Genomic DNA, 14,033 nt, shown 5'->3' on the forward strand with positions numbered 1-14,033 from the left:
ATTTGCCCGTAGTTTATTGGGACGCCAGTTCGGTCGGCCGCTCCTCCTTCCAATCGCCCTCCGCGTGATACCGCTTTGCAATCTGTCCGTCTTTCAGGGCGAACAGATGAAGCCAGCGATTGTCGAACAGTTCCTTGACTTCGGGGTGGGTATCGAGGACGCGGGCGATCGCCTCCTCCGGGGCCTCGATCAGCACCAATAGCCTGAGGGGCGCATGCTCCAGATTTTCGCCATTGTGAAGGGTCTGCCACGGCAGGCCGGGCCGCAGGCGGCCGCCATTGCCCTCCACCACGCCAATGCCGCCGACCACGTTGTGGATCAGCTTGTTGCCGCCGCCGAAAGTCTCCGGCGCAACCGTGGAGCCGTAATATTGCAGACTGATCCAGCTTGCGACGACCACCGGCGCGGTCAGGATCAGTTCCAGCGTCCTGAAGTCCTCATCCGCCCGCCAGTCATAGCTGTGCAGAAAGGTGCGTCCGTCAAGGCTGGCCCCGGCCGTCACATGGCGCGGCGCGGCGATGAAGGCAGCGCATCCGGCAAGGCCCCATTCGGGCCTGATCTCCGACCAGTCGGCAGCCCTGGCCGAAATCGACTTGGCGCTGGCGCCCGGCAGGCGGATGGCCCTTTCGGCGCGCGCCTGCGCGCCCGCGCGCTGCAGCCATGCCCGCACAGGTCCCATCTCGTTCTTTGCGGACGGACAATCTGTGTCGAACACGGTGATCTCATCCGTCGTCGTATCGTGCAAGGCGGCAACAAAACGGGTGTCTTGCGGCAGGTCGATGCCGTGGCCGGGCAGGCCGGCGCGGGTCTCGTCATCGTTCAGCAGGCTGGCCAGCAGCCTTGCCGAGACCTCGCCCGAATAGCCCCCGCAAGCCCCGCAGTGATAGGCGCTCCTGTGCGGATTGTTCGTGACATTGGCGCCATGGCCGACCAGCAGAACCGTTTGGGCGTGACCGCGCGTGAGGCTCATCGCCTTCAAGACGGCGGCGGCCGTGGCGACCTTCGCCTCTGCGGTAAGTTCAGGATCCAGTTTCGGGGCAGAGCGGCAACATGCAGGCCCCTTGCCGCCCAGGCCAAGCGTGTCCTTCACCAGCTTGCCGGCATAGAACGGTCCGGCAGCTTCCACATAGGCAAAGGACGAGACCGCCGCCTGGCGGAACCGTCCGAGAGCCCGGATCGTCCGCGCCTTGATGCGGGTGTTGTTTTCACTCTCCGCAGTGCCGTGGCCGGTCGATCGCAGCGCCGGTTTCAGCAGCACTGGAAGATGGCTTTCCTCGATATCCGAACCATGGTCCCGGTGGGCAACCGGCAGGCCGAAAAAGCCCGCAAAGCCGATCGTCTCGATATCCGGGCTCTGGTTTTCCAGCGCCCGCCGGAAGACTTCCGAGCGCACGTCGATGCAGAACGCCGCCTGCAGCGCCGGACGGTTGCCAGCCTGCGGCTTCGCCGCGGCAAGGCTCGCGGAGAGCGCGCGCAGATATGCCCGCTCCGAAGCGTCCTGCAGGATCTCGTCGATTACCTGGTCCTGCGTGGGCGCAAGCGGCGCGGCATGCGCCGAAAGCGTTGCCTGAAAGCCTTCGGTGAGTTCCGGATACCGCTCCAGCAGCGCATCTTCCCAGATCAGCCGAATGGCCAGCAGGTCGCCCAGCGTCTCGTCGGACGCTCCGTCCTGCTCGGCGCGCCACAGCAGCCAGCGGGCATGCTGCGCCCAGCCGCCGAGGTCCATGATCAGCCGATGGAAGAGAAACTCCGCCGCCCGCGGATTGACCTTCAGCCGGCCACAGGCCCTGAGGATCGCCTGCTCCGGCGTATCGGGTGCTGCGGACACATGCGCGCAAAAGCCGGAAAGCCCGGCGATCTCCGGGGTCAGGTCGCGGCTCGCCCAGGTCCGCCAGGCAGAGAATGCGCGCTGGTTCGGCGCCGGCGACCAGGGCGCCTGTCCGCGATCAAAATAGCCTGCGGCCCACAGTCCGATCGTCTTTTCAATGATCGCCGGCCAGTCGGTACCGGAAAGTTCGGCGGCCAGATCGGCGATCGTCGGCACGGGCCTCGGCAAGGGCCGCTCCTTGCTCGCCATATCCTTCAGTTGAGCGAGGCTGTGCGGCTTTCCGGCGGCCGGGCTCGCCTGAAGCGCGGCGAGGAGATCTTCATCGCGGATGCAGCCCGAGGCGATGTTCGCCTGGTAGGACCGCCTTGTCTGGGTGAGACTTACGCCTGCGCACCGCGCGAGGCGCGCGGACGCCGTGGCGAAATCCTGCCCGGTCTGACCGAGAAACGGATTGACCGCAACCGTCGCTTCCAGCGGGAAGGCCGGCGGCACGGCCCGGATCGCCCGCCTGCCCGCCTCGATAATGTCCGTCGCCTCCAGAGGGGCGCGGTGGCCGTGATCGATAAACATGGAAATTCCTTTCACTGTCTGGATTTCGCCTGCCGATAGCCGCCGATGAAGCGGTCGAGCAGCGCGTTGAGATAAAGGCCGTTCGCGATGTGGACCCTGAGCCCTGCCGTAGACGGGTGGTGCGCCCAGAGCGGGAACAGAGCCTGGGCAAAGGCGACAAGGCCGAAGGACACAACGGCCAGCACGATCAACGCCCATTCAAGCGGGCCCGCGACCGGCGCATGCGGCAGGCTTGCGCCCCACATCAGCTTTGCGATCTGCTGGAAGGTGAAATAGGCAAGCGCGACGAACAGCGCCGAAAGCGACGTGCGCCATGTCAGTTCCGCGGGCGCGGCGTCGGCCAGCCCCTGCGCCACCAGATAGGCGACGCCGAAGATCAGCATCGCGCCGATTGCGAGCGCCTGCGGCGTTTTCGGGCCCGCAGCCAGCGAGAAGACGACGGACACAAGACCGTAGAGGACCAGCGCGATGGCAAAGGATCGCAGGACGTTGGCAACGCCCGGGATGGCGATCGGGCCCGGCCGGCGCAGATTGGCGACCGCCGCGATGGCCCCGCCCGACGACAGGAAGGCATGGGCCTTGTAGAGCGAGTGGGCGACAATATGCAAAAGCGCCAGCGGCCACAGGCCGAGACCGCATTGCAGCAGCATGAAGCCCATCTGCGAGATCGTCGACCAGGCGAGCGCCGTCTTGACCGCGCTCTGCGTCAACATCACCACCGCGCCGAAAAGTGCGGTCAACCCGCCAAGGGCAACGACGACGCCCATCGCGCCGGGGCTCGCCTGCACGAGATCGGCCGTCCGGATCAGCAGGAACCCGCCCGCATTGATGATGCCGGCGTGAAGCAGGGCGGAAACCGGCGTCGGCGCCTCCATGACCTCGGTCAGCCAGCCGTGCAGCGGGAAGGTTGCAGCCTTCAGGGCTGCCGCCAGCACGAGGCAACCGACGGCCAGAGGCCCGGTGAATGACAAATGCGGTCCGACGGCCTGAAACAACGCGCCGAGTTCGACCGTCCCCATGCCGGCAAAGAACAGGGCGGCGGCGCAGAAAAGCGCCACATCGCCGGCATGCCAGACGAGCGCGAATTTCGCCGCGGCCCGCCTGGCGGCAGGACGCTCCGGATAGAACAGCAGCAGCCTCTTCAGGCAGATGCCGATGGCGACGAAACCGAGGAAAAGCAGCGTCAGGCTTCCGGACTGGACAACGATCTGAACCGCGGCCAGAGCGGCCAGCATAAGGCCGTGAAACCGGCCCTCCCGCGCTTCGCCGTCGAGATAGCGGCGGGAATAACGCATCACCACCCAGCCGATGAAGGCCACCAGCAGCGTCATCGTCACGCTGACGGGATCGAGCCGGACGGCAAGCGTGAACGGGCCCTTGAAAAGGCTCGCCGTGGCGGGGCCGGAGAACAGAAGCTGCGCCAGGCCGGCCAGGGCGAAACCGAAAGCTGCGAGCGCGCTTGCCTCGGCGATCATGGGATACCGTCCCGGGCGGCGGCCGGGACGGACGATCGAGATGGCGGCGGCGGCCAGCAAGACGATCGGCGCCAGGAGCGGCCAGAAAACGAGATGCGACATGGAAACCTCACGGGCGATTGAACATGCCGCCGATATAGCGCCTCGCTTTCATTGAAAAAATTACATATATTCTTCGAAAACGTTCTGTTTTATGAAAGTGAAAGGCGTTGAACCTCCACCACCTGAGACTGTTCCGGGCTGTCGCCCGGGATGGCACGCTGACCGGGGCGGCACGGGCCCTGAACCTCTCGCAATCGGCCCTGTCATCACAGATCAGGACGCTGGAAGCGGCTCTCGGTCATGACCTTTTCGAACGGCGCGGCCGGGGGCTTGTGTTGACCGAGGCCGGCCGGATCGCGCTGGATCATGCCGAAGCGATCTTCCGGGCGGCGGAAGATCTGACGGCCACGCTGAGGAATGCGGGAACGGCGCGCCGGGCCTTGCGCGTCGGCGCGCTGGCAACGCTTTCCAGAAACTTCCAGATCGGGTTCATCGACCCCCTGATCGGCCGCTCCGATGTCGAGGTGGTGCTACGCTCAGGCGCTCAGCCGGAGCTGTTACGCGCGCTCGAAGCGCTGTCGATCGATGTGGTGCTGACAAATCTCGTGCCGGCGCGCGATGCATCCAGCCCCTATCTGGTGCACGCCCTGTCGGCGCAACCGGTCAGCCTGATTGGGCCTCCGACAGCGTCCGAACTCGTGGGGCGGCCGTTACCGGAGCTCCTGTCTGCGCATCCCCTGATCCTGCCAACGCCGGAATCGGCGCTGCGTGCCTCCTTCGATGCGTTGGTGGAGCAACGTGGCATTTCCACGCGCATTGCCGCCGAAGCCGATGACATGGCCATGCTGCGCCTGCTGGCCCGCGCCAATGCCGGTCTTGCGGTCATCCCGCCGATTGTCGTGAGAGACGAACTCGCCTCGGGCCGTCTCATCGAACTCGGCAGGCTGGAGGGCCTCAGGGAAGAATTCTTCGCCATCACCCTGCATCGCCGTTTTCCGAACCCGCTGGTTGCCGAGTTGCTGAGCGCCTATGAGGCTCGTGGCGCTTCAAATTGACGGCTCCGGAACAAGCTGTCCTCGATAGAGGAAAGGTCAGCCAGCGGCAGGCCTGCCGCTGCGGAAGGCGGCCGCTATTCCTGCGATTGCGCCGAAAGAAGGCCCTGCCCCTTCGCCAGCACTTTGCTATAGGTCAGCAGATCACCGAAATCCGGAATGACTTCGCCAGCCCTCCATGGCGATGCCGGTTTCCATTCTGTCGCGTGCAACGGGATTCGGACCGGTGTCACAGCCCCTACCCTCTCCGTCATAAGGCGAGGCGGCAAGGCGGCTTTCAAATCCGTCTTGCCGCCCTGCGGCTGCAGGGGCGAAGCATCGCCCGCCCCTTCAATAACCTATGTGTGACCCGGCGATCACTCGCTTTCAATACCGCGCTGACGGAGCCATGCACGCATGGCCTCGATCTCCTTCTGCTGCTCGGCGATGATATGCTGCGCCAGCGCCATATTGGTGCGATCCGACCCGGCGGCAAGCTGGATGCGGGCCATGTCGATTGCGCCCTGGTGATGCGGGATCATGCCGAGCACGAAGGCCACGTCGGGATTGTCGTGACGCAGACCTTCCATCATCTCTTCATGCATGCCCATCATCGACTGTTCATAGGCTTCGGTCACCGTCAGCGTGCCGGCATCCGGGGCTTCTGCTCCCTGCCCGTTATTGTCGCCGCTCATACCGGGGGAAGCGATCGGCCCATGCGGGTACTCAAGCGAGAAGGTGTGGGTGGCCATCTCGGTCTGCTCGGTGCGCAACTCGGCCATGGTCTGGGCGTCCGGACCAAAGAAGGCGGCATGAAGGCCCCAATAGGCGGTCGCAAAGATCACCAGCGCCGAGGCAAGGCCGAGCGGCACGCCGACAAGCGAGCGCCGGATCCAGCCCCAGAAATGCAGCTCCCTTGTATGGTCGACCGCGATGGCGACGATAATGGCCATGATCAGCGCATGGCCGATCAGGTCGATCCGGCCGAAGGGATAAACGGCGGCATTGAAGATCACGAAAAGCGCGATTGCCGAAAGCCTGCGGATGAGCGGCGTCGCCAGCAGGCCGAAGCCCATGGTGAATTCGGCGACACCCGCCATCGGGATGAACATGTCGCGCGGGATGCCGAATGTCAGGAAGGGCTTTTCGACCACCAGCGGATAGAACCATTCCGGATAGGCGAATTTTTCAAGACTCGACCACATCAGCGCGATGGCGACGCCCCAACGCAGCAGTTCGAAGCGATGCTTGCGCCATTCCGGGCGGTTGGAGCTTTCAAGCACCAGATAGCCCGCGACCGCAACGCCAAGCGCCAGATAGTCGAGCAGATGGAAAAACTCGTAATCGCGCAGCGCCAGAACCCACAGGAAGATGATGCCGGCTGCAGACAGCGGCATGGTCTTGCGCGACACGATGCCGGCGGCGATCAGAAGCTGCAGCCAACTGACCCATTCGGCGGGCGTCTGCAGGTCGGGCGTCAGGTAAATGCCGCCGACCGCGAAGATCGCCACGAAAAACCCGGCAACGACGATGCGCATAAAGGTGTCAAGATGTCGCCACAGCGGATCGGTCACCCGGTCCATCGCGTCCAGCGTGGCGGTACCGGCCGTGCTGCGCTCGATCAGTCGTGCGGCGATGAAGAAGACCAGAACCAGGACGATGCCGGTCCAGAAATACGGATCACTCAGCGTGCGCGTGAGCGGCGCAGGCGCGGCGTCGACGATATAGGGCGCAAACCACTTCACATGGGCGGAGGCCGAGATCGGGGCCAGGGCGGCCCCTAAGCCGAGGAACCCGGCGAGGGCACGGTTCGTTCGTTGGTTGAGGGAAAACATGAGGTGCCTCCTTTGGTCAGGCAATTGCCGGCTTTTCTGCCGGCAGGGCAATGTCGGCGAGTGTCTTACGATCACACTCGGCCAGAAAGGCTGCTTCAGCAGCAGCAAGTGTATATTTGAGGCGACAGACCGGCGTGACGCTGCAATCGCCGACCGGTGAAAAGCACTCGACGAGGGACTGCCCCTCCTCGAGAAGCCGAATGATCTCGCCAAGCCCGATCTCGGCAGCAGGACGCGCAAGGATCGCTCCGCCGCCCGCCCCTCTGCGGGTATCGACAATGCCGTGATGGGCAAGCCGCTGCATGATCTTGTTGAGGTGATTGCGGGAGACCTTGAACTCCTCGGCGATCTCCGCCGTCGAGAACACCCGTTCGGGATCGCTCGCAATCCGCATCAGGGCCCGAAGCCCGTAGTCCGTGAAACTCGTCAGACGCATGACCCGTCATAACCTTTAATTGGCATTTAAAATACCAATTAAAGGTTATTTTGCTTGGTGGCAACAAGGCGCTGCAGCAGTTCTGCTATGTGTCTTAGACATGCCTCTCCAAGGAAATGGAAATGCCCCGAGCAGTCTCTGCCCGACACGCTTTGCTAAACGGGCAAGGCATCTGATGATAGCGATAGCGCATCCCGATAAAAGCCTTGGTCCGCCGTTCACCTGCCTCAATCACGAGCGGCCAAGCGCAGACGAGCCGCGAATTGCTCCGCCCGCTCCAGGGCCTCTGAGTTGACGCCGTGAACAAAGCCGCGATCGGACAGATGCCGCACTAGACGGCCGCTGGCGAGATTGCCGGCGGCGCCGGGCGCATAGGGACACCCGCCGAGCCCGCCGGCGGCGCTGTCGAAGACGCGGATGCCGCCGGCAAGCGCGATATCGATATTGGCAAGCGCCATCCCCGAAGTGTCGTGGAAATGGCAGGCGAGCCGCTCTGCCACAACCGATTTCATTACCGTCGAGAGCATGCGGTCGGTCCGCGCGGGCGTTGCCCGGCCAATCGTATCGGCGACCGCCACTTCGCTGCAGCCGATTTCAAGTAGCCGTTCGCAAACATCGCGGACCGCTTCGGGCGCGACCGCCCCTTCATAAGGACAATCGACGGCGCAGGAGACATAGCCCCGCACCGGCAGGCCGTGCTGCCCGGCCAGCGCAAGGACGGGCCGGAAACGCGCGATGCTCTCGGCGATCGTGCAATTGGTGTTCTTCTCGGCGAAAGTCTCCGAGGCGCTGGCAAAGACCGCTAGCTCCTGAGCGCCGGCGGCAATCGCCGCAACTGCGCCTTTCTCGTTGGGAACCAGCGCTGACAGCAACAGACCGGGGCGTCTTTGCGCCCCGCGCATGACGGCATCGTGATCAGCCATCTGCGGCACCCATTTCGGCGAGACGAACGCCGTCGCCTCAATGCGGGAAAAGCCCGCCTCGGACAGCATGCGGATCAGCGCAAGCTTGTCCCGCGTCGATATCTTCGCCTTTTCATTTTGCAGTCCGTCGCGCGGCCCGACCTCGACGATGGTAACCTTGCGGCTTTCTTCCATCAGTGGACCGCCGCATACATGATCTTTTCCTCGCTTGCCTCCTCGACCGACATTTCCTCCACGATGCGGCCCTGACGGGCGACGAGGATGCGATCGGAAATGGCAAGGATTTCCGGAAGGTAGGATGAGATCACGACCACCGCCGCGCCCGCATCGGCAAGCTCCTGGATCAGTTCGTGGATTTCCGCGATGGCGCCGACATCAACCCCGCGCGTCGGCTCGTCGAAGATGATGAGGTCCGGCGCCTGGATCAGGCTCTTGGCGATCACGACCTTCTGCTGGGTGCCGCCGGACAGCTCGACGACCCTGGCGTTTTCCCGGATGGTGCGGATCCCGAGCCGCCGGATCCATTCGGCGGCTTCGCGGCGCGCCTCCGACATCGTTACCACCGAGACCGGGTTGGCGCGTTTGGCAAGCTTGCCGTAGAAAATGTTCTGCGCGATGTCCATCGTATCGAAAAGGCCATCGAGCTTCCGATCCTCGGTAATATAGGCGATGCGGTTGTTCACGGCGCCGCGCGGCTGGCTGAAGCGGACGGCGCGGCCATTGAGCCGGATGCGCCCCCCATGAAAGAAATCACGCTTGAGCACGCCGGCTGCAATCTTCATCATTTCAGTGCGCCCAGCGCCGACAAGGCCGAACATGCCGGTGATCTGACCCGCAAAGACCGACATGGTGGCGCTGCGGACCGTCTTGCCCATGGAAACGTTCTCGAGCGCCAGAACCTTTCGCCCGGCCGGCCGCGCCACGCGCCGTTCCGCCCCGCCGTAGAGTTCGTTCTCCAGTTGCCGGCCGACCATGGACTGGACGATGCGTTGGCGGGTGAAGTTGCGGGTTTCATCGGTCACCACAAGCTCGCCGTCGCGCAGGATCGAGATGCGATCTGCGACCGCCAAAGCCTCCTCCAGCGCGTGGCTGATGAAGATGATCGAGCCGCCATCGGCTTTCAGCCGCTCGATGAGCGCGAAGAAATGCTGCTTTTCCTCCGGCGTCAGCGTGGCGGTCGGCTCATCGAAGATAAAAATTCGGGCATTGTGCTGCACAGCTCGAGCGATCTCGACCATCTGCTTCTTGGCGGCGCCGAGCGAGGAGACCAGAGCGGTGGGCTCCACATGAAAACTCAGACGCTGCAACTGCTGCTGCGCCCGGATGTTGACGCCCCGCAGGCGGTTGAAGAAATTTTCCTCGCCGAGAAATATGTTCTGCGCCACGGTCATGGAGGGTATGAGGTTGGTCTCCTGGAACACCATGGCGACGCCGTGGGAGAGCGCCTCTGCAGGAGACCCGAAGCTGCGCGGCTTGCCTTCCACCAGCATTTCGCCTTCGCTCAGCGGATAAAGCCCGGCCAGCACCTTCGTCAGCGTCGATTTTCCGGCGCCATTCTCACCCAGCAACGCGTGAATCTCGCCTTTTCGAAGCGTGAAGTCGACATTTCTGAATGCCGCGACGCTGCGGAATTTCTTGGTGGCGTTTCTGAATTCGACGATATTGCTCATGACTTGGCTCCCGCCTTCAGATCGAGGCGGACCAGCGCCCCGCCGCCGCGGGAGGCGGCGTACAGTGCGCCCTCATACTCGGCGATCGACGCAATGCCGTGGACGGTTCCGTCGGCGCGGGAATGATAGCTCGCCACCGGCCGCATGTCGGCATCCAGCCGGACCACCAGCCCATAGGAACGCGACGGCGCCCAGGGTTTCATGACACCCATCTGCCGCACCGAGCCCGACTGAAGCGGCTGTTCCTCATCACTGGCGTCGGCAAAATCCGGGCCGATCCAGGCTTCCGGCGCAATCGTTGCCATCATCTCCCTGCGATAGTCGTCTTCCCGCAACACGAATTCGGTCAACTGGCGGCGCGGCCCGAACAGCGCCAGCCAGAAGCCGCCGCCGGAAGCGACCGTGAGCCGCGCCGGATAGGCGGGCAGTTCGTCGAGCAAAGTGCGCGCGTCATCAATCCTGACGATCCTGTGCCGCCAGCTCTCAGTGACCGCAATCGCACCGTCGTCAAGACGGACGATCCCGTAGGGAAAGCGCAAGCCGGTCGAAAGCACGTCGGTCGCGCCGCTCGAGATCGTATGGCGAACAATCTGCCCGCTGTCGCCATGGCTCATCAGATCCCGCTTCCAGTCCGATACCGGATTTTTCAGCGAACCGATGGCAAGCAGAAGCTGGTCGTCGCTCTCGAACAGACCGGCGGTTACGCAGGAACGGAAATCGTCCGGCAGGTCAAGCACAACGGTTTCTCCGGACGGCCGGAGAAGCATGACGCCGATATTTTCCACTGCTGCGGCGAGGTCGCCGTTCGCGGCGGCGGCAAGCATCGATACCTGGCCATCGAAAGCGTGGACGAGGGTATGGGAGCCGCCACGCGGGTCGACGCGCAGCACCTTGCCGCCGCTCGAACAATAAAGACCCGAAGGCGAGACAGCGAGGTTGTCGATCGCGGGCAGCGTGATTACGCGCTCGGCGGCGTCGAGCAGGCTGTTTGGCTTGTAGACGCCATCCATCGGCGGAACGCTGAGCGCGTCCTCGTCGTCTCTGGCCAAGAACGCGAAAATACGTGAAAGCAGGCTCATCGGCGCCTCCCCCAGTAGTCATCGCGGGACGTCCAGTCCGGATCCGCATCCGGCAGGCGAATCCGGCCGATCCGGTTGTTCGATACACCCCCCATATAGAGATAACCCTTGTGCTCGCAGGTCGAGGTGATCGAGGGGTGATTATGACCCGTTCGGTCCCAAAGCACGTCCAGGATATCTCCGGCCTCGGACATCCGCGCCACGCAGCCGCGATTGACATTCGGAAACAGCCATTCGTCAGATGCTATTCTCTTGGCCATGCGGCGGCGGAAGCCGGGCTTGCGCATGGCAAGATCGAAAGTCCGGGTTCTGAGACCGAGAAGCGCGATCCAGTAGGTCCCGTCGGAGCCGCGATTGATATTGTCGGGGTAGCCTGGAAGATTGCCGACCACAACCTCGCGCCTTCCCTTCTTTGGCCCGTCGAACCAGTAACGCGAGATGCGGCATGCCCAGGTCTCGGCAAACAGCAGCGACTGGCCGTCGCGGCAGATGGTGATGCCGTTCGGAAAGATCAGGCCGCGCAACAGTGTCCGCGTTCTGCCGCTTGCGGGATCGTGGCAGAGCAATCGTCCATTGCCGCGGCCCTCCAAGGCATCGACCACCCAGTCCGCCATTTCGTAGCGGATTGTCGCCTCGCTGAAAAAGATGCGGCCATCCGGCGCGACATCGAGGTCGTCGGGCAACCTCAGACGGGAATCGTCTATGACCGAGAGCCAGCCTCTGTTGGTCTCGTCGGTCACACGATCGACCTTCCCGTCCGGGCTCACCTTGTAGACGCCCATGCCCCCGACGCAGGTCAGAAGGTCACCGTTTTCGGCGAAGGAAAGGCCAAGCGGATGGCCGCCGATCCGGGCGAAGATTTCGCTTTTCTTGTAGTCCGGAGCGAGAAAACGCACGATGTTGCCGTGGCGCGTGCCAGTATAGAGATTGTCATCGCCGTCGAGCACCACGTCCTCCGGCCCTTCAACATCGCCGAGGCCGATGATCTCGACATCGGCGAGCCGGTCATTCATGCGGAACGGATCAGCAGCGGATTTCTCCCGCACGGGCAGATCGAGATAGGTTGGCGAGACATAGACCTTGCTCAGGAGCTTGCCGCGGTGCTTGACCCATTTGGCGTCGAAGAGCACGGCGAGAATAAGCGTTGCCCCGAGCACCAATTGGTTGACGGAGCCGGGCGTTGACATCCGGATGAGACCGTTCGTCAGGATCAGGACGAGGATCGCGCCGACAATCGCGCTGCCCACCGAGCCACGTCCGCCGCCAAGCGACACCCCGCCAAGCACCACCGCTGTCAGCACCTGTATTTCAAGGCCGATGCCGGTGTCGGCCCCGGTGCTGCCGAGCCGGGCGGAAAATAGAAAAGCCGCGATCGCCGTCAACAGGCCGGATGAGACATAGGCCATGCACACGGTGAGCTTGACGTTGATGCCGGCGTTGTAGGCAGATTTGCGCGCGCCGCCCACGGCTCTCAGCCGCCAGCCGGGCCGAAGCCGCGACAGGGCGATGTGAAGGGCTATGGCGATGGCTGCGAAGATCAGGAACGACACCGGAAAGCCGTACAAGGCGCCAAAGGCGAGATAATCCCATGCCGGCGAATCCGGCATATTGCCGACGATCGCGCTGGCAAGCCGGGGAAAGATGATGTCGTAGATCGCCCGGTAAATGACCAGAGTCACAAGCGTGGTGATGAAGGCGCGCAGCCGAAGATAGCCGATCAGCACGCCATTGAGCAGGCCACATACGAAACCCGTGGCGAGCGTCATTGCCAGCGCTGCGGGGAGCGGAAGTCCGAGCACGTTCATGCCGACAAGGGCCGCAAGAACGCTGAGCGCGAACATTGATCCGACCGAGAGGTCGATGCCGCCGGACATGATGACGATGGTGAGCGCCAGCGCCACCAGTCCGAACTCCGCCAGTTGCCGGGACAGATCGGCGAGATAGGCGGCGCTGATGAAACCGGGAATGGCCAGGGCCATGATGGCGACCACCACCAGAAGGGCGGCAACCGGTATAGCGCTGTCGATCCAGCTCTTGGACAGGACTTCCCCGACCAGACGGCCGGAAAAGAACCTGTAGCGCAAACGGGTCAGCGCTTTGCTGTTGACCATGCCCGGCAGCCTTACTTGAGGTCGTCAAGTGCCCAGCAGTTGCGCTGGTTCACGTTGTCCTTGGTGATCAGCGTCAGCGGGTTGAAGTACATCGACTTCGTCTCGCCTGCGGGGCTGTCGGACATCAGCAGGCGCGCGATCTCCTGGTTCAGCAAGTCGCCCTGAAGCGGAACATTGTAGCTGATGTAGAGGTTGAACAGGCCGTTGGCGACATTCTCGCAGCCAACCTCGTTGCCGCCGCCGGACGTTACGAGGAAGACCTGATCGCTTTTGCCGGCTTCCTTGATCGCCGAGGCCGTTCCTGTGTCCTGATTGTCCCAGATGCCGATCGCGCCGCATAGATCCGGATGCTGCTGCAGCACGGTGGCCATGATCGAGCGGGCCTTTTCCGGATTGTATTCCGTCGCCTGTTGCGACACCACCTGGATGTCCGGATGCTGGTTGAGCACCTTGTAGATGCCGTCGAGCTGGAACACGTCGGAAGCCGCGGTCGGCACGCCGGTATCGATCGCGACCTTGGTCGATACGCCCTTGCCGGCGTCGCATTTCTCGACGATCGCCTCGGCGGCCTTCTGGCCGATCTCGGTCCAGTCGGCCCCGACATAGGAATCGGTCGTGGTGTTGGACTCCAGATTGATCTGAACGATCTTGATTCCGGCCGCCTGCGCCTGTTTCAGAAGCCGCGCATAGGACTGGATATCCGGATTGTGGATCACCATCAAATCCGGCTTTTCGCTGATCAGCGACTGGATCGCCTTGGTGCCGGCGTCGGTGCTCCAGGCGGGGTCGCGGATTTCGAAGCTGTAACCGAGACGATCGGCCTGCTTGCGCATCTGCGCGGCCCAGCCCTCGGTCAGATCGAAGCCCATGGAAAGCGGTACGAACACCACCGTCTTGTCCTGCATCGCCGAGTGAAAGGCGGTGCTGCGGGGATTTTCAAGTCCCTTGTCCTGCGCGACCGAACAAGTCAGACCGGCGGCAACCATGGCGGCGGTCAGGGTCATAGTCCTCAATGCAGTTTTCATGTTCTCCT

10 protein-coding genes are annotated in these 14,033 nt (G+C 63.3%); 1 reads left to right on the forward strand and 9 read right to left on the reverse strand.

The window, feature by feature from the left end:
* Positions 1-13: 13 nt before the first annotated feature.
* Together K7H91_RS05975 and K7H91_RS05980 are read right to left on the reverse strand one after the other, a co-directional pair.
* Positions 14-2,398: a YbcC family protein gene (locus K7H91_RS05975; RefSeq protein ID WP_230719291.1), complete on the reverse strand. Its 2,385-nt coding sequence runs from the start codon at positions 2,396-2,398 to the stop codon at positions 14-16.
* An 11-nt stretch (positions 2,399-2,409) separates the two neighbouring features.
* On the reverse strand, positions 2,410-3,975 hold the full coding sequence (locus K7H91_RS05980) for a proton-conducting transporter membrane subunit (RefSeq protein WP_230719292.1): 1,566 nt from the start codon (positions 3,973-3,975) through the stop codon (positions 2,410-2,412).
* Positions 3,976-4,082: 107 nt separating this feature from the next.
* On the opposite strand from K7H91_RS05980, the gene K7H91_RS05985 reads away from it, so the two are divergent.
* Positions 4,083-4,970, forward strand: a complete 888-nt coding sequence (locus tag K7H91_RS05985; protein ID WP_230719293.1) for a LysR family transcriptional regulator — start codon at positions 4,083-4,085, stop codon at positions 4,968-4,970.
* 353 nt (positions 4,971-5,323) lie between these two features.
* Here the strand turns inward: K7H91_RS05985 and K7H91_RS05990 are convergent, their stop codons facing one another.
* From K7H91_RS05990 to K7H91_RS06020, 7 genes are all read right to left on the reverse strand, one after another.
* Positions 5,324-6,781, reverse strand: a complete 1,458-nt coding sequence (locus K7H91_RS05990; protein WP_230719294.1) for a DUF305 domain-containing protein — start codon at positions 6,779-6,781, stop codon at positions 5,324-5,326.
* Positions 6,782-6,797: 16 nt separating this feature from the next.
* Positions 6,798-7,217 carry an RrF2 family transcriptional regulator gene (locus K7H91_RS05995; RefSeq protein ID WP_230719295.1) on the reverse strand — a complete coding sequence of 140 codons (420 nt, stop codon included), beginning with the start codon at positions 7,215-7,217 and terminating at the stop codon, positions 6,798-6,800.
* Positions 7,218-7,444: 227 nt separating this feature from the next.
* Positions 7,445-8,314 carry a hydroxymethylglutaryl-CoA lyase gene (locus tag K7H91_RS06000; protein WP_230719296.1) on the reverse strand — a complete coding sequence of 290 codons (870 nt, stop codon included), beginning with the start codon at positions 8,312-8,314 and terminating at the stop codon, positions 7,445-7,447.
* A complete protein-coding gene (locus K7H91_RS06005; protein ID WP_230719297.1) occupies positions 8,314-9,810 on the reverse strand; it encodes a sugar ABC transporter ATP-binding protein in 1,497 nt (498 codons plus the stop codon). Before K7H91_RS06005 ends, K7H91_RS06000 begins: the two co-directional genes overlap by 1 nt.
* Positions 9,807-10,889, reverse strand: a complete 1,083-nt coding sequence (locus tag K7H91_RS06010) for a hypothetical protein (RefSeq protein WP_230719298.1) — start codon at positions 10,887-10,889, stop codon at positions 9,807-9,809. Before K7H91_RS06010 ends, K7H91_RS06005 begins: the two co-directional genes overlap by 4 nt.
* Positions 10,886-13,000, reverse strand: a complete 2,115-nt coding sequence (locus K7H91_RS06015) for an ABC transporter permease (RefSeq protein ID WP_230719299.1) — start codon at positions 12,998-13,000, stop codon at positions 10,886-10,888. The genes K7H91_RS06010 and K7H91_RS06015 overlap by 4 nt, the downstream gene beginning before the upstream one ends.
* Positions 13,001-13,011: 11 nt before the next feature.
* The gene (locus K7H91_RS06020; RefSeq protein ID WP_230719300.1) at positions 13,012-14,025 is read right to left on the reverse strand and encodes a sugar ABC transporter substrate-binding protein; all 1,014 of its coding nucleotides are present in this window, start codon (positions 14,023-14,025) and stop codon (positions 13,012-13,014) included.
* Between the last annotated feature and the right edge of the window lie 8 nt (positions 14,026-14,033).

The sequence above is a fragment of the Martelella mediterranea genome (assembly GCF_021021415.1).
Lineage (GTDB): Bacteria > Pseudomonadota > Alphaproteobacteria > Rhizobiales > Rhizobiaceae > Martelella > Martelella mediterranea_C.